The sequence below is a fragment of the Streptomyces sp. NPDC043738 genome, assembly GCF_056436545.1.
On the sequence record NZ_JBWKCJ010000001.1, the window covers coordinates 375,380 to 390,812 of the forward strand.

The following is a 15,433-nucleotide window of genomic DNA, read 5'->3' on the forward strand; positions in this document are numbered from 1 at the left end:
ATCGTGGACCCGACCCGACCGCCCGTCAACTCCACCCACCGCAAGCCGATCCCACGGAGCCCTCCGCCATGAAGATCACCCTTGACGCCGACAAGTGCTGCGGCGCCGGCCAGTGCGTACTGATCGCCCCCGAGGTCTTCGACCAGCGCGACGAGGACGGCGTGGTGGTGCTGCTCGACGCCGAACCGCCCGCCGGACAGCACGACGCGGTCCGCGAGGCGGCCGCCATCTGCCCGGCCGCCGTGATCGGGGTGCAGGCATGACCGCCCGGCCGATCGCCGTCGTCGGCGCCTCGGCGGCCGGCATCGCCGCGGCCGAGGCGCTGCGCCGCTTCGGCTGGCACGGCCCACTCACCCTCATCGGCGACGAGCCCCATCTGCCGTACGACCGGCCGCCGTTGTCCAAGCAGCTGCTGTACGGCGCCTGGGAGCCGGCGAAGCTGCTGCTGCGCACCAAGGAGCAGCTCGACGCCCTCGACCTGGACCTGCGGCTCGGCACCCGGGCCACCGGACTCGACGTGGCCGGCCGCACCCTCACCCTCGACGGGGGCGAGCGCATGGCCTGCGCCGGCGTGATCATCGCGACCGGTGTCGCGGCCCGCACGCTGCCCGGCGCCGACCGCGTCGCCGGTGTGCACACCCTCCGCACCCTGGACGACGCGCTGGCGCTGCGCGACCGGCTGACCGACGGCGCCCGCCGCCTGGTGGTAGTCGGCAACGGCGTTCTGGGCTGTGAGGCCGCCGCGGTCGCCCGGGAGCTGGGGCACGAGGTCACCCTCGTCGGCCTGGAGCCGGTGCCGATGGCCGCCGCCGTCGGCGCGGGCATCGGGGAGCTGCTCGCCGAGGAGCACCAGGGCCGTGGCGTCCGCCTGGTGACCGGGGAGGTGGCCGAGTTCGAGACCACCGGGGACGGGACGGCCGCGCAGATCGGCGGCGTCCGGCTGGCCGACGGCAGCCGGCTCCCCGCCGACCTGGTCCTGCTCGCCATCGGCTCCGAGCCCGCCGTGGACTGGCTGGCCGACCCGGCCCTGGACACCAGCGACGGGCTCGGCTGCGACGCGTACTGCGCCGCCGCCCCCGGGATCTACGCCGCGGGCGACGTGGCCCGCTGGGAGCACCCCGTGCACGACCGCCCACTCCGCTTCGAGCACCGGATGAACGCCACCGAACAGGCCATGGCCGCCGCCCGCAACCTCGTCGCCGAACTCACCGCCGAGGGCGCCGTGTCCACCGCGGAGGGCACGGCGCCCGAGGAGCGCCGGCCGTTCGCCCCCGTGCCCTACTTCTGGTCCGACCAGTACGGCCTCAAGCTCCAGGCGTACGGCCTGACCACCGGCGCCGACGAGGTGGAGACCACCGTCCTGGACCGGGACGCCCGCCGCGCCGTCGCCCTCTACGGCCGCGCCGGCCAGGCCGTCGGCGTGCTGGCCTGCGCCCTGCCACCGCGTCAGATACGGGCCCTGCGCGCGGTGGTCGCCACCCCCGCCCCCTGGGAGGAGGCACGCGACCGGGTCCGGGCCGCCACGGCGGCCGACTGATCGCGGCGCCCACCGCGCGGGCCGCCGCGGCCACGGGGGCGGCGCCCGGTCTGGATGCACGGCGCCGGCTGGTTTCCGGCCGGGACCGCTCGCATCCACCCCGGCCTGCTTCAACGGCTCGTCCACCAGGCCGCCCCTGAAACGGCAGCCGTTGTGGCGACCGTGATGAGCCATGCGGGCGGCCCGAGCAGCACGGAGTCGTGTCGGTTCGCGCCGGCTGAAACCAGGCCGGTCGGTATCCCGTCATCCTCGACCAACGTCGACCGCGTGAGGCCCTGCTTGGCGCGGTCGACCGGGGAAGGGCCGGCTCTGTCGCCTTTACATGGGGCTTTGGTGTGACACGGGTGCGCAGGATCGAATTCCGATCGCTCGGGAAGTAACGCCGGGAACTGCCAGAGCGGCTCAAGCAGGGATGACGCCACGGCGGGCATGGTCCCTCCGGCATGGGCACGATGGCACGAGCGGTGGCACTCGTGCTGCCTGCACGGCACAGGGCATGAAAGCGGTTCCTCGACCGGGTCGATGACCGCTTGCGGCAGGTTGCGGCGTGGGAGCCGCGGTCGCGCTGCGGCTCCCGCGTCGGTGGATCCGGTCAGGGCAGCAGGTGGGCGGCCATGCGCTCCCATTCGCGGATGGGGACGATTCCCGGTGTGGGGGTCAGGAAGTGAAGGCTGACATGGTCAGCTCCGGCGTCGAGGTGTTCGTGGACGCGGCGGGCGACCTCCTCAGCATCGCCGTGGGCCACAAGCGCGTCAACGAGCCGACCGTCGAGCGAGTCTGCGTTCTGGTACCCCAGGTCGTGCAACAGCGCGCGCCGATTGGGCAGGGCCGCCGCGGCGGTGGCTGCTGCCAGTTCGGCAGTCCGAGAACGGTCGGTATTGAGCACGCAGAGTTGGGTCACGGCCAGGAGCGCGTTGGGCCCGAGCGTTGTCCTCGCCGTTCGGGTGTAGTCGACGGGCATGCCCAACACGGTGGCGCCCGAGGCGCGTTCGGCGGCAAGTGCGAGCATGCCCGGGTCCAGGGCCGCGAGCAGGCGATGCGGCGAGGCTGCCGTGCCGGGTGGGCCGAAGGGGGCGGTGTCCAGCGTGTCGAGGTAGGCGCGCATCGCGGTCTGCGGCGGGGGGCAGCGGTGACCTCGGACGTCCTCGGCGAGGCTGGGGTGGCTCTCCCACAGCCCGAGCCGGAATCGCCCGGGGAACGCCTCGTCCAGGGTTCGGTGGGCGGCGGCGGTCGTCACCGCGTCGCGTGCGTAGATGTCGGTCATGCCGGCCGCAACGGTGATGCGCCGGGTGGTGGCCAGCAGGATCGCGGCCTGCGCCATTGCCTCCCGCCCTGTGGTCTCGGCGAACCACAGGGTGCCGTAGCCGAGGTCCTCGGCTGCGGCAGCGGCATCGCGAAGCCCTGCCGCGGGGTAGGTGTCGAGGTCGCCCGCCCAGATTCCGATGAGCCCGAGGGCGGGGTCGCGCCCGTTCATGCCTGTGGTCCTGCGGTGGACTGGGTGGCGAGGAAGTCGGCGATCTGGGCGGCGCCGGTGGGTTCCAGCCAGGAGGGGAAGTCCATCGCTCCGGGGTGGATACGGCGGGTCGCGGTGGTGTCCGCGCGGTAGCCGCGTTCGTTGAGCCACTCGTTGGCGTACGCGAAGTCCTCATTGAGGGCCCGGATCGCCTCGATCGGGATCCGGGCATACGGCAACGGACGGCCGAGCGCGTTCGCGATGGCCGCGGCGATCTGCACCGGCGTGAGTTCGTCTCCGGCCAGGGCGACTTCCCGGCCGATCCAGTCCTCGGGCCGGGAGAAGGCCAGCGCGGTGACGAAGCCGACGTCGTCCACGGCCATGATCTGCAGCGGCACCTCGGGGGCGAGGGCGGTGGCGAAGGTCCCGTCACGCAGCGCATAGGCGCCGGTGAAGTTCTCCATGAAGGAGACCGGCCGCAGGATCGTCGCGGGCAGGCCGAGCGCGGCGATGTGCTGCTCGATCCGCCACTTGCTGACCAGATTCCGCGGCAATTTCTCGCTGCCGTGGCGGTCCGCGCCAGCCACCGAGGTGAAGACGAAGTGCTCGACGCCCGCGCTACGCGCGGCCTCGGCCCCGTTGATCCCCCAGCGGACCTCGTCCTCGGCACTGAAGTCCGGCGCGGTCCCCGGTGAACCGACCGTGGGCTGGACGCTGAACATGCCGTACGCACCCTCGGCCGCCGCGGTCAACGAGGCGACGTCCTCCATCCGCGCGCGCACGATCTGCGCACCGCCGCTCGCCAGGTCCTCGGCAGGTGCCCCGTCCGGGTCACGGGTGAGCGCGCGTACCTGCCAGCCGTTGCCGAGCAGGTGGCGTGTCACCGCCCGGCCCTGCAGGCCGGTCGCCCCCACCACCACGACGGTCTTCTTTCCTGTCGGTTCCACGAATCTCCCCATGTCGCATGCCGACGAGGGCCCACACCATAAGTGGGGTGGCCCTCCGGTTACTGGGCGATACGATATGGAGGGCCACCCCGGTTAGCAAGTCGTCAGGAGTTCCCGTGCCCAAGAACGCAGCCGACCCGGCTTCGCGGCCGATGCGTGCCGACGCGCGCCGCAACTACGACCGGATCGTGGCCGCCGCCGAATGCCTGGTTGCCGAACACGGCGCCGAGGCCTCGCTGGAGGAGATCGCCCGGCACGCCGGAGTCGGCTCCGCCACACTCCACCGGCACTTCCCCTCCCGGCAGCTGCTCCTGGAAGCCGTCTTCAAAGGCCGGGTGGACGCCCTGTGCGCAAAGGCGCGTGACCTGCGGTCCGACTTCGATTCCGGCGCCGCACTCATCAGCTGGCTCCGTGCCGTCGGCGCACACGCCGTGGCCAACCGGGGCCTGGGAGCATCGCTGATGCGGGGCGCCGGCGACGGCGACCCGACGCTGGGAAGCACCTGCCACGCCCTGATCACCGTCGCCGGCGACGAACTGCTCGACCGAGCCCGCCAGGCGAACGCCGTACGCCCCGACGTCACCATCACCCAACTGCTCAAACTCGTCGGCGCCATCGCTTTGGCCACCGAGGAGGACCCGGACGGCGCGGGCGAGGCCGATCGGCTGCTCGATCTGGCCATCGACGGGGTCTGCGCGCGCTGAAGCTCCACCCCCGCAGCCAAGGAGCCCAACGCCTGTCCTCGGTCGGTCTTAGCGGCCGTTGCCGTCACCTCCGGTGTAACAGGGCGGGTGACGGAGCTGGTTGATCAGACCGGCAGCGCCATCAGGGACCGGTCAGGTCCCGCCTGGGAGAGTGGGGGCCGCCACGGCCGCCGGCCGGCGGTGGCGGCCACCGTGCCGGGGGGCCGCCGCACGGGGGACCGTCTCCGGTCTTGGAGGACGGTGCCGGCCTTGGTGCAGGATGAGCTCGTGCTTCCTCCCCGACTGCTGTGGCGCGATCCCCGGCCCATACCCCGGTTCAATCGGCAGGAACCGGTGACCCAGATTGTCCGTGACCCCGGCTTCTACGAGCCGAGCGATGAGGACGGCTGCTCGAGGTTCGGGTACTTCTGCCAAGCCCATGACCGCCCCTACTGGCACGAGTCCTGCGGGGAAGGGCCGCATGTCATCGCCCTGCGCTGCCAAGAGCACGGGCCCGAGAGCATGTGGCCGCAACCACTGATGCTGATGTTCCCAGAAGGGTTCGACCCTCCGCTGAGCGACGCGCAACTGGCCTGGGTGCGGGCGGAAGACGACGCTGTCTAAGGCTTGTCCCGCAACGATCTTCTGAGAGGTGTGAACACCGCTGGCTGGTGTGCCTGTTCGGCTATCCGGCGAGGGCGAGGTTGTGCAGTCGGGCGATGCCGCTCATGGCATGGTGGACGCCGCCAGCCCGGTGCCCCGATAGCCGCCGTCTGCAATCACCGTGGCGTTCCCGACGGTGCCCTTGGCGCCGGACAGCTCCCACGCCTTGGAGTCGTTGCGGTTGCCGGGCAGAGGCCGGCCCACCACGACAACGAGGCGGGTATCGGCGTCGATGACGACCTGGTGATTGGTCGAGTACCGATAGTTCTTCGACTTCCCGGCCACAGCGTGGTCACGGGTAGGCACCAAGGTGCCATCCACAATGAGCACGGAGTCCTTCCGGAACCGCTTGCGAGGCCGGAGCGCCAGCAGAGGTGCGAGGTGGCTGATGACGTGGTCGGCCGTGGACTTCGAGACACCGAACAGCGGGGCGAGTTGGCGCAGCGTCAGGTTGGCACGCCAGTAGGCGGCGACCAGCAGGACCCGGTCCTCCAGCGGCAGACTCCATGGTCGGCCTCGCCGGACCGCTTCCGCTCCCTCACGGCGCAACGCAGTCACGAGCTTACGGAAGCAGCGCGGGCTCAGCCTGGTGAACGGGGCTATCCAGGACGGCTCCAACGCCGTGATCACACCAGCCACCCCGAGATCATTTCACCGTGCCAGCAGCAGCTAGGGGACGGCTGAATACGGTGTCACGACGTTGGTTCCACGGAAGTCGTCGAGGGCAAGCTGAGCCGTCCGATCACTCATGGCCCGGCCCGCCCGCGGCATCGCGCAGTAGTTGCCGGACTCCGCGAACAGGCCGGTAACCGAACGCGTTTGCGGCGGCAGTCGAGTCGTACACCCGGTCCAGGCGATCGGGCACTGGCCACCCCTGGTCGAGGAATGCCTGGACGACGTCCGGAACCCGTTCGGCGAGCACCGCGCCCGCATCGCGGGAAAGGGCAAGGCAGTCTTCTCGGCGAAACGGGTGCGGCCCGGAGATATTGAACCTGCCGGTCACGGTGGAGTGCGCCACGGCCAGGCCCACCGCCGCTGCTACGTCGGCAACGTCGACTGCCCGGTGCAGCAGGTGGCAGGCCCGCACCGGCAGTGGCTCCGGAAAACACCGCGATATGCGCAGCGTGACCGAAGAAACGGCGCAGGCGGCGACCAACTCCTCGGCGGCCAGTTTGGTCTCGTCGTAGATGTCCCTGGGAAGCGGCGTGAGCTGCTCGTCCACCCAGACCGCACGGTCGGTGGGCACCAGGGCATGTCCGTAGACACTCGTACTGCTGATGTAGACAACCCGCCGGGCGCCGAGGCCGACGGCATCGTCGAGCAGGGCCGCAGTTACACCGACGTTCACGGCTCGGAACTCTTCATCGGGCAGGCGCCCGACGTGCGGGGCGTGCAGCGCGGCTGCATGGACCAGGACATCGGCCGACTGCAATGCGGCCAGCCGCACGGGCCGGTCTCGCAGATCTCCGATGACACTCGTCCAGCGGCCGGGAACCCGGTCCACGCCGCGGACCACCCAGCCGGCTGCGTCGAGTGCCGCAGCCAGAGCCGCTCCGACCCGGCCCGAACTCCCCGTAACCGCAACCAGCCCAGCGGGGGCTCTTTTCGTCGCTAAGTGCACGCGTCCGACTGTACGGCGTGGAACCGGTCTCCTGAGAGAACACAGCGAAAGAGGGAGGCGGACTCAGCTCGCGGTTGCGGTTCGAATCCCCAGGGCGATCAGCACGGCTCCCGCCAAACGGCTCATCCCACGTCGGAACCGAGGTGTGTCCATCGTTGTGCGCGCGGCGGCGACCACAGACGTCCAGAACAACAACCACACCAGCACGACGGCCACGAGCCTACGCAAGGGGCACACTCCAAGCCACGGGTTCCCCGTCCTGTTCGGGGCGGGCCAGATCGGGACCAACCACGTCTACATCGACTTGGAGATCATTTACGGGACAGCCCTTAGGCCTGACCCGAAAGAGACGTCCTAGGCGAGGGTAAGTGCCTTGGAAATGCCGGTTCCCGAGATACCTCCGATGGAGTTGACCGGGCTAAAGGCATTGCCGGAGCCGCTGTTGAACGAGTCCCCGAAGGTGATGCCAGCGTTCTGGAATGACGCGTCGCTGTTGATGTTGTAGGGCAACTGAAGGCTGGTGGGGCCTGCAACGGGGTTGTCGTCCGGGTGGGCTGTACCAGCCAGGGACAGGGCGGCCCCCGCAAGGGCGAGGGCGGCAAGTGCACGTTTTGTATTGTTCATATGGTGTCAACGACGCTGGGTCAGGACGGTTGCGCAAGGGTCCAGGCGGAGGATCGAAGCCCCGCATCCTGGCGACCTGCGCTAGCTCGCGTTCTGTGGTGATCTTTCTCCTAGATATCCGGTTCGCCCTGGGGCATGCCCCTTGTGGTAGCAGTTGCCGGAGGTCCATAGCTGCCGCTTCGCCCTTGTGTCGATATCGGCGTTGTCCGCATGACCCGGCGCGTGTTCGGTGAGGACACGGACGACAACACGCAATTGTTGTGTCGCCCGTGCCATTGGGTCGAGATGCGCGACAACTTCGGATTGAATGGCCGCGTCCTGAATTCGCCTGCTGGGTACGGCAGGGTGTAGCGCGTCCGCCGTACTATCCGATGGCGGCAGTTACGGTAGCCGCGAGATCTGTGAGGATGTCGATACCAACGTTGGGGTCGTTACTGATGTTGGTGCTGACTCCAGCCGGACCATTCACTTTAACCCCGCTATCGGCTGAGGTTCCATTCACTGTGTTGGAGGCGCCGATATCGAGGAGGCCACCGACACTGATGCCGGTATTGGCTTTGGATTGGACAAGCGGGCCTTGAGCCGCACTGGCGGGCGTAGTGAGGATGCCAAGAAGGGCGACGGCTGCGAGCGCTGCGGTAATCGTACGGCGCATGAAGGGCCTTTCTGTCGAGGTCAGTTGATGCCTAGAGGGCTCTCCTGTGGTGCGGTTCGCATGCGTCGTGTCACTCATACGAGTAAGAAGAAACGATTGGTCGACCTTGCCTATCCCGTAACAACCGCAACGAGTCCCGTCCGGAGGGGCGACACCATGCCGGGCCCTGTCCCGAAGCGCAGGGATCAGCGCCGGAGACGCAACGAGCCGGACGGCCCGGCCCTGGTGAAAGCGGAGGCCGGTAAGACCCCGACGATCCCGCGGGCATCCGGCGACTACGAGCAATCGGATTGGCTCACGGCGGTGTACGTGGCGGAGGCCATGAGCCGGAACCTGGGCCAATCCAAGTTCAGTGCCCAACTTTTTCAGTCGGTCATGTCGGCCAGGACTGACCTACTCACCACGGCGGGCGCCCGGCGTCGGGCCCGCGTGGAACTGGAGCGGGAGAGCGCCGGGGAGGATCCGGCGGAGGCGGCCCGCGTGACTCTCATGGATGCGTACCGGAAGGCGGCGGCGGTGGTGACAGGACTTGAGCCCGTGCGCACGTGTCCGGACACCGTTCCGGACCCGATGGGGACCCTGGCTGGAACGTGCTCCTGTGGACCTCTCGCTACCTCCCTCCGGCCCGACGGCCCCGACGCGGGCCAGCCCTGGCGGTTTACCTGGAACAGGTCCGGATCGGATCGTGCTCCGCTGGTTGGAGATCAACGACGCCGGGGAGTTCACCCGGCGGCAGGGCGCCATCCGGCGCTGAGGGGCTGGGGGAAGGACCCGTTCCTGGCGGCCCTGTGTGCCGTGGAGTTCGTCGGCTCGTGCCGGTTCGACGGTGGGCGAACCGGCGACGCCACGGCCTTGGTGGCCATGCGCGTGCGGGATCGCCTGATCGTCCTTCTGGGTGTGTGGGAGAAGCCCGATGGCCCGGCCGGGGACGGCTGGGAGGTGGACCGCCAGGCGGTGGACGGCGCGGTCCGCAACGCCGTGGAGCGGTGCGACGTGCAGGCATTCCACGCGGACGTGGCGCTCTGGGCGAGCTACGTGGATGCATGGTCGGAGGACTACCGGGACCGCCTGGTCATCAAGGCGTCCCCACAATCCGCGGTTGGCCGGGACATGCGCGGCGGCCTCCAGGAACTGCCCCTGGCCAATGAACGGCTGGTGGCGGCCGTGGCGGACGGCCACGTCCGACACCAGGGAGAAGCGGTTCCCCTGGGGCGCACGCTGCGTCGCCACGTCCTCAACGCCCGGCGCCGGCCGAACCGTTACGGCCTGTCCTTCGGCAAGCCCAACCGGGAGTCCGCGCACAAGGTCGACGGGTACGCGGCCACGCTGCTGGCTGACCTTGCGAGACATCGACTGATCGAGTCCGGCAAGTCCCGGGCCCCGGAGAGGTCCGGGGCCGTGTGCTTCTTCTAGGTGTCCGGCGGGCCGTAGTCCCGTCACGAGCCACCGGACATCCTCAGGAACGGCCTGCCACAGCCGTCACGCGTTGCTGACGCCGTTGCTGCTGAGGATCGGGATGTCATCGAGGATGTGCGAGATCGGCTCGTCTCCCGTGGCCTGGGTGGAGTTGTCGGTGCACTGTTGGTTCTGCGGTGCAGACAGGATGGGGATGTCCTGGATCGCGACGATGTTGACCAGGCCGATGAGTTGCTGGATGTTCGCCTTGACGGGGATGCCGAGGCAGAGCTTGTTGAGGCTGTCCGTGACGAGAGAACCCTGAGGGCTCATGTCACCGCGGGTACCCGAGGTGCCGTATGCGTCGCGGGCGTGGTGGCCATTGAGGGGGTCGCTGTCGGCTGCCGCCGGGGCTGCGCTGACTGCGCCGAGGGCGACTACAAGTGCTGCTGCTGCGAGAGCCTTCTTGATCACTCTGTTCCTTCCCCTTCGGGGAACAGGCCACGACCGGAAGGAATCCCCCACAGGCCCACTCCCCCCACGGATGCGGCCAGCACAGGTGCCAGCCGACGACGGTCCATAGGTGAGGCTCGGCAACACGGCTGCGGCGGAACCATATTCAAGGCAGAACCCCCACTCACGAGTGAACGGCTGCGCTGGCCCCGGTGCGGGCACGGTCCGGCTCATTACCAACTTCTAGGCCTCGACGAGATGGCGCAACTCGACGCCCGGCAGAGCGTGACGGCAAGACGCCGTGCCGTCACTGCACCCCCACCTAAGCCCCCGGTTGGCCACGGCCGGGCGCGCTCCCCGCGGAGGGCCCAACCATTCCCCCCGGCCCCGGTCCCCTTTTTTCAAGGAGGGGGACGAAGGCAGGAGCGCGAAGCGGTCGCCCAGTGGTGAGCGGGCTGGGCGACCGCCAGACGTTCGCCACCCTGGCCCTCGACCGACGAGGAGAATCCGGGGTGGCCGGATGCCAACGGAAGAACTGATCGGCTGACGTCGATCGGTTGCTGGCTGCAGGTAGAACCGGTGGTTGGCCAGGCCGTGCGAGCGTGCAAGTCCATGCAAGTTCAGCGCGGCTCACGGGGAATGACGGCTCACAGTTGGTCCCCCATGCTGGCTGGTTCCGGAGGATGCGGCCCGCCACCGTCCTTGATGTCCTGCTCGCAGGTTCGTCCGTCGTGGGACTGGTCATTGGGGATCAATAGCACTCCGGCAACCTGCTCAGGGTGCTCGACGGCGAGCCATTCGTCGCCCGTGAGGTCACCGTCCGGCCCGAACGCCTGGGACGAATAGACCGTCTGACACCCCAACGCCACGCGCTCCTTATCGACCGCGCAGGCGTCCACTGCGGGGCCGGATCTCTCGTCGGCGCCGTCAAAGCGGTAGTCGAAGTGGACCTTGTCACCGTCGGCGGGCACCTGCGGGTGGGGCTCAAGGCGCCAGTCAACGACCTCGGCGGTGACGCCGAGAGAGCGGCCAGACGTGTCCTCGACCTGCACCCTGACACCGGCCTCACCGCGCTCCGCAGTCGTGTCGGTGCAGCCCCAGTGGGAAGAGCAGCCGGATAGGGCGAGAATCACCAGAGCCAACGGAGCACCAGCAAGTAACCGCGCGCGGAACACTCAGGTGACCTCCAGTCAGGGTGGAGCGGAGCAGTTTATCGGGGGACACGGCAGCTGTGGGTGGTGGCGACGAGCGCCTGCGGCGGTGAATCCTCGTCTTCATCGCCATCGCCATCGCCATCAGCCTCATTAACTACCGCCGACTCACCGAGTGAAATGACGTCTCAGTCGAAAGTGCTGGCCAGGTAAGCGTTGCGGCTTCTGATGAGGTACGGCATGTACCGGCTCAGAAGGAGTCTGTCGACGATGCGTCCGACGGGCCCCATCGGCGAGGCAAAGTCGATGACGTCTCTCATGATGGTGCCGCCGTTGCCGTCCGGCTCGAAGTGGTGGGCGTGACGCCATCGCTTGAAGGGTCCTGACTCCTGCTCGTCCACGAAACACCGGGGCCGGTCGTAGTAGGTGATGCGAGCCTTGAGCCGCCAGGTTCGGCCGAGATGGCGAGCCTGGAAGGTCACTGTGTCACCGAGCGAGAGCTCGCCCCGGATCTTGCCGCCAACAGCTCGCTCCGACGAATCGGCCATCGAGCGTGTATGGGCCTCCACGTCCAGGCATACCGCGAACACGCGGTCCGGGGGTGCGGCGACTGGTGTTACGACTTCGAAGTGCTGCACAAGCTCACCCTAGAGGCTGGGTATTCCGGGCCCTGGCCCGGGTTGACCGCAGGGTCTCTGCTCGGGCTGGGCCACGTCTCCAGGGCCGCGTGAGGCGGCGGAATCTTCATGGTCGCCGAGCCCTGCCCGGTGTGTACCGGGCGGTGGCTCCGCGCCGAGGCGCTGGCCGTCACCTTCGAAGGCCATGACACATCGCCGCCCTCGCGGGCCTGCCGCTGAGCGCCCTCGCCGAGCTGCTGCGCCCCACCGCCGCGGGCCCGGACGACGAGGTGGCCCCGGCGCTCGCCCGCGACCTGGTGGCCCGTATCGAAGTGCTCACCGAACTCAACCTGGGCTGTCTGCGGCTGGGCCAGCCCGCGACCGAGCTGTCCGGCGGCGAAGCCCAGCGCATCAAGCTCGCCACCGAACTCCAGGGCACCCGCCGGGGCCACACCCGCTACCTCCTCGACGAGCCCACCACCGGGCCGCACCCCGCCGACACCGAGGTGCTGCGGCGCCAGCTGCACGGCCTGGTCGACGCCGGGCACACCGTCGTGGTCGTCGAGCACGACATGGGGGTGGTCGCCGGTGCCGACCACGTCATCGACCCGGGGCCCGGCGGCGGCGCGGACGGCGGCCGGATCGTGGCCACCGGAACGCCCGCCGGGGTCGCGGCGGCCCCCGGCAGCCGTACCGCCCCGTATCTGGCCCGGCGGAGGGCGCGACCGGACGCTTCTTGAGGGTCCGCTAATGTACGCAGGTCAGATCACCAGGTAACACCATCGCGCAGCACTGCGCAGCACCACGAAGGGGGCATCTCTCATGGCAGACGTCGAGAAGGCCAGGGCGGCGTTCGACCGGTTCGACGCGGACGGCGACGGACAGGTCACGCCGGACGAGTTCAAGCGCGCGATGGCCGAGATGGGCGACGGGTTCGTCACCGGCCCGGTCGCCGAGGCGGTCATCAAGGCCAAGGACGCCGACCACGACGGCAAGATGTCCTTCGAGGAGTTCTGGCAGGCCCTGCAGGACTGACCCGCCCGCAGCTGCGCACCCCCGTCGCCGCCCCGTGCGCCGGCGGGCCGGCCGCGCGCCGACGCCGACCGCTACGGCCTGCCGGGCCCGGCCGCGGTGCCCACCGGCGGCGGCGCGGCATCGTCGCCGGTGCCCCAGCCGGACGGCCTCGCGCCCACGGTGAAGGCCAGTTCACGGCCCGAGCGCAGCTCGCCGGTGGTGAGGTACGTACGGTGCCGGTCCGCCCCGTCCAGCCGGACGGACTGCACATAGCGGTCGGTGTGCGACGTACCGGGCGCGGTGATCGTGAAGCGCCCGGCCGGGTAGTAGCGCCGGTCCAAAGTCAGCTCCACCCGGTCGAAGACCGGTGTGCTCAGCCCCCAGCTGTCGGTGCCCGGCTGTACGGGGAAGACCCCGATCGAGGAGAGCACCATCCACGCCGACATCGTTCCCAGGTCGTCGTTGCCGGTCATGCCGGACGGGGTGTCGGTGAACAGGGTCAGCGCCGCATGCACCACATCCGTCGTCTTCCAGGGGCGGCCGGTGGACAGGTAGGTGTACGGCGCGATCAGATCGGGCTCGTTCTGCGGGTTGTACTTGTCCGCGTTGTAGTAGTCGTACGGGCCGTTGACCCATACCTCACGGGCCGTCTTCCGCGGGTCCTTCAGCAGCTCCTGATAGGCGAAGAACGCGTCCAGCCGCTCGTCGGCCCGGTCCCTGCCGCCGATCAGCCGCAGCATCCCCGGCAGATCCTGTGGCACCAGCCACTGGTACTGCCAGGACGTGCCCTCGTGGAACCCCTCGCTCTTGGCCGGGTCCGCCGGACCGGTGAACGCGCCCCGCTCGTCCCTGGCCCGGAAGAATCCGGTCGAGGCGTCGAAGACCTTCCGGTAGTTCTGCGCCCGGGCCGCGTACCGGTCGGCGTCCGCCGTATGCCCCAGATCGCGTGCCATCTGCGCCAGCATCGCGTCCGACAGTGCGTACTCCAGGGTCGCCGAGGCGCCGTGGTCGAAGTCCGAGTCGCCGGGCTTGTGATGCGGCCGGCCCTTGACGTACGGGGCGAAGCCGTCCTTCAGGTACGGCGCGTTGGCCTCCCGCCCGACGGCCGGTGAGGCGGCCGGCGGCACCCCGTCGGCGTTCTTCTTCAGCGCCGCGTACGCCTCCTGCTCATGGCCTGCCAGCAGCCCCTGCTGATAGGCGTTGGTGAGGAACGGGGTGACCGGGTCGCCGGTCATGATGTTCGTCTCCACCGTCCCGTATCCCCACTTGGGCAGCCAGCCGCTCTCCTTGTCGATCCGCAGCACCGACAGCGCCATGTCGCGGGACTCCCGCGGCGCCAGCAGGGCCAGCAGCTGCGCCTGGGTGCGATAGGTGTCCCACAGGGACCAGTTCTGGTAGTACGCGGACCCGCCGAAGTCGGCGGTCCGGTGGACCTTCTGGTCCCACCCCGTATAGCGCCCGTCCACATCGCTGCCGATATTGGGCGCGAGGAAGGACCGGTAGAGCGAGGAGTAGAACGTCCGGCGCAGCGCAGGGTCGCCGCCCCGGGTCCGCACCAGGCCCAGCCGCCGCTCCCACGCGGCGTCGGCCGCGGCCTTCGTACGGTCGAAGGAGCGCCCGCCCTCGGCACGCAGATTGCCCGCCGCGCCGGCCGCGTCGACGTAGCTGATCGCGGTGGTCGCCTCGACCGTGCGGTCCCGACGGGTGTCGAAGCGGGCGTAGGCGCCGTGCCGTCCGCTCGCGGTGGAGCTCTTGGCTCCGGGGGTCACCTCGTCGCCGTCCCAGGTCCCGTACGCGGCGAACGGCCGGTCGAAGCGGGTGATCGTGTAGAGGGTGTAGGGCTCGGTGTCCTGGCAGAAGCCGCGGCCGGTGATGGCGGTGCGGATGGTGCGGGAGTCCAGCACCTCGACCCGGGTGGAGACGGTCCGGTGCAGCGACTGGCCCGTGTTGAGCAGCACATTGGCCTTGTCGGTGGCCGGGAAGGTGTAGCGCTGCTTGCCGGTGCGGGCGGTGGCGGTCAGCTCGGCGGTGATGCCGCCGTACGAGGTCAGCCCGACGCGGTAGTAGCCGGGGCGGGCCGACTCACCGTCATGGCGGTAGGCGGCCGCGTACTTCGCATAGTCGGTCTCGGTGATGTCGCCCGTGGTGGGCAGCACCGGCAGATCTCCGCCGAGCCCGCAGCCGACGCCCGAGATGTGCACCGCGCTGAAGCCGCGGATGTGGTCGTCGTCGTACCCGTAGCCGGTCGTGTGACCGGTGTCGGGGCTGAGCTGCACCATGCCGAACGGGACGGCGGCGCCCGGGTAGGTGTTGCCGTCGTGTCGGCTGCCGATGAACGGGTTGACCAGGTCGGTGAGGGCGCCGCCGGGCGGTTCGGCCCGCGCGGCGGGGGCTGCGAGCGCGCTCCCGAGGAGCGTGGCCGCCAGCACCGCGCCCGCGGTGCGCAGCCGGGAACCTCTGAGCCATGGCATGGATCCGGACCTCCGAAGGTGGGCCGACAACGTTGTCAGGGCGGGCTCATTCTTGGGGGTGGGCAGGTACGCGTCAAGGGGTGTCGTGGTGTGCGCCATCGGGCTCGGGCTCGCCGATTTGGCGTTGACACGTCAAAAATCATGAGGTG

The 15,433-nt window shown here is 69.6% G+C and carries 15 protein-coding genes and 4 pseudogenes; 8 read left to right on the forward strand and 11 right to left on the reverse strand.

Going from position 1 to position 15,433, the window contains the following annotated elements; genetic code table 11:
- Positions 1-68 precede the first annotated feature (68 nt).
- The gene (locus AC0680_RS01650) at positions 69-263 is read left to right on the forward strand and encodes a ferredoxin (RefSeq protein WP_478624031.1); all 195 of its coding nucleotides are present in this window, start codon (positions 69-71) and stop codon (positions 261-263) included.
- Positions 260-1,537, forward strand: a complete 1,278-nt coding sequence (locus AC0680_RS01655) for an NAD(P)/FAD-dependent oxidoreductase (RefSeq protein ID WP_478624032.1) — start codon at positions 260-262, stop codon at positions 1,535-1,537. Before AC0680_RS01650 ends, AC0680_RS01655 begins: the two co-directional genes overlap by 4 nt.
- Before the next feature lie 179 nt (positions 1,538-1,716).
- Here the strand turns inward: AC0680_RS01655 and AC0680_RS01660 are convergent.
- The 3 genes and pseudogenes from AC0680_RS01660 to AC0680_RS01670 form a co-directional block, all read right to left on the reverse strand.
- Positions 1,717-1,968, reverse strand: a pseudogene (locus AC0680_RS01660) (hypothetical protein); the annotation flags it as partial.
- 161 nt (positions 1,969-2,129) lie between these two features.
- A complete protein-coding gene (locus AC0680_RS01665) occupies positions 2,130-3,011 on the reverse strand; it encodes a TIGR03620 family F420-dependent LLM class oxidoreductase (protein WP_478624033.1) in 882 nt (293 codons plus the stop codon).
- Positions 3,008-3,937: an NmrA/HSCARG family protein gene (locus AC0680_RS01670; RefSeq protein ID WP_478624034.1), complete on the reverse strand. Its 930-nt coding sequence runs from the start codon at positions 3,935-3,937 to the stop codon at positions 3,008-3,010. Before AC0680_RS01670 ends, AC0680_RS01665 begins: the two co-directional genes overlap by 4 nt.
- 116 nt (positions 3,938-4,053) lie before the next feature.
- Between AC0680_RS01670 and AC0680_RS01675 the strand changes: the two genes are divergently transcribed.
- Together AC0680_RS01675 and AC0680_RS01680 are read left to right on the forward strand one after the other, a co-directional pair.
- Positions 4,054-4,641 (forward strand): TetR/AcrR family transcriptional regulator, encoded by a 588-nt coding sequence (locus AC0680_RS01675; RefSeq protein WP_478624035.1) that lies wholly within the window; start codon positions 4,054-4,056, stop codon positions 4,639-4,641.
- Between the two features lie 333 nt (positions 4,642-4,974).
- Complete coding sequence (locus AC0680_RS01680; RefSeq protein WP_478624036.1) at positions 4,975-5,244, forward strand: hypothetical protein; 270 nt, start codon at positions 4,975-4,977, stop codon at positions 5,242-5,244.
- Between the two features lie 61 nt (positions 5,245-5,305).
- On the opposite strand, the pseudogene AC0680_RS01685 reads toward AC0680_RS01680, so the two are convergent.
- The 4 genes and pseudogenes from AC0680_RS01685 to AC0680_RS01700 form a co-directional block, all read right to left on the reverse strand.
- A pseudogene (locus AC0680_RS01685) lies at positions 5,306-5,922 on the reverse strand (transposase family protein).
- Positions 5,923-6,025: 103 nt separating this feature from the next.
- The gene (locus AC0680_RS01690; protein WP_478624038.1) at positions 6,026-6,904 is read right to left on the reverse strand and encodes an NAD-dependent epimerase/dehydratase family protein; all 879 of its coding nucleotides are present in this window, start codon (positions 6,902-6,904) and stop codon (positions 6,026-6,028) included.
- 354 nt (positions 6,905-7,258) lie between these two features.
- Positions 7,259-7,528, reverse strand: coding sequence for a hypothetical protein (locus AC0680_RS01695; RefSeq protein WP_478624039.1), 270 nt, complete (start codon positions 7,526-7,528; stop codon positions 7,259-7,261).
- A gap of 364 nt (positions 7,529-7,892) precedes the next feature.
- Positions 7,893-8,261: a hypothetical protein gene (locus tag AC0680_RS01700; RefSeq protein ID WP_478624040.1), complete on the reverse strand. Its 369-nt coding sequence runs from the start codon at positions 8,259-8,261 to the stop codon at positions 7,893-7,895.
- A 78-nt stretch (positions 8,262-8,339) separates the two neighbouring features.
- On the opposite strand from AC0680_RS01700, the pseudogene AC0680_RS01705 reads away from it, so the two are divergent.
- A pseudogene (locus tag AC0680_RS01705) lies at positions 8,340-8,681 on the forward strand (phage terminase small subunit); the annotation flags it as partial.
- A 297-nt stretch (positions 8,682-8,978) separates the two neighbouring features.
- Positions 8,979-9,596 carry a hypothetical protein gene (locus AC0680_RS01710; RefSeq protein WP_478624480.1) on the forward strand — a complete coding sequence of 206 codons (618 nt, stop codon included), beginning with the start codon at positions 8,979-8,981 and terminating at the stop codon, positions 9,594-9,596.
- Between the two features lie 66 nt (positions 9,597-9,662).
- On the opposite strand, the gene AC0680_RS01715 is transcribed toward AC0680_RS01710, so the two are convergent.
- The 3 genes from AC0680_RS01715 to AC0680_RS01725 form a co-directional block, all read right to left on the reverse strand.
- Positions 9,663-10,049: a rodlin gene (locus tag AC0680_RS01715; protein WP_478624465.1), complete on the reverse strand. Its 387-nt coding sequence runs from the start codon at positions 10,047-10,049 to the stop codon at positions 9,663-9,665.
- 629 nt (positions 10,050-10,678) lie between these two features.
- Positions 10,679-11,206: a hypothetical protein gene (locus AC0680_RS01720; protein WP_478624042.1), complete on the reverse strand. Its 528-nt coding sequence runs from the start codon at positions 11,204-11,206 to the stop codon at positions 10,679-10,681.
- Between the two features lie 164 nt (positions 11,207-11,370).
- Positions 11,371-11,820 (reverse strand): SRPBCC family protein, encoded by a 450-nt coding sequence (locus AC0680_RS01725; protein WP_478624043.1) that lies wholly within the window; start codon positions 11,818-11,820, stop codon positions 11,371-11,373.
- A gap of 120 nt (positions 11,821-11,940) precedes the next feature.
- On the opposite strand from AC0680_RS01725, the pseudogene AC0680_RS01730 reads away from it, so the two are divergent.
- Positions 11,941-12,539: pseudogene (locus AC0680_RS01730) on the forward strand (ABC transporter); the annotation flags it as partial.
- An 82-nt stretch (positions 12,540-12,621) separates the two neighbouring features.
- Positions 12,622-12,834 carry an EF-hand domain-containing protein gene (locus AC0680_RS01735; protein WP_468977937.1) on the forward strand — a complete coding sequence of 71 codons (213 nt, stop codon included), beginning with the start codon at positions 12,622-12,624 and terminating at the stop codon, positions 12,832-12,834.
- Between the two features lie 71 nt (positions 12,835-12,905).
- Here AC0680_RS01735 and AC0680_RS01740 read toward each other — a convergent pair whose 3' ends face one another.
- Positions 12,906-15,284 (reverse strand): GH92 family glycosyl hydrolase, encoded by a 2,379-nt coding sequence (locus AC0680_RS01740; RefSeq protein WP_478624044.1) that lies wholly within the window; start codon positions 15,282-15,284, stop codon positions 12,906-12,908.
- Between the last annotated feature and the right edge of the window lie 149 nt (positions 15,285-15,433).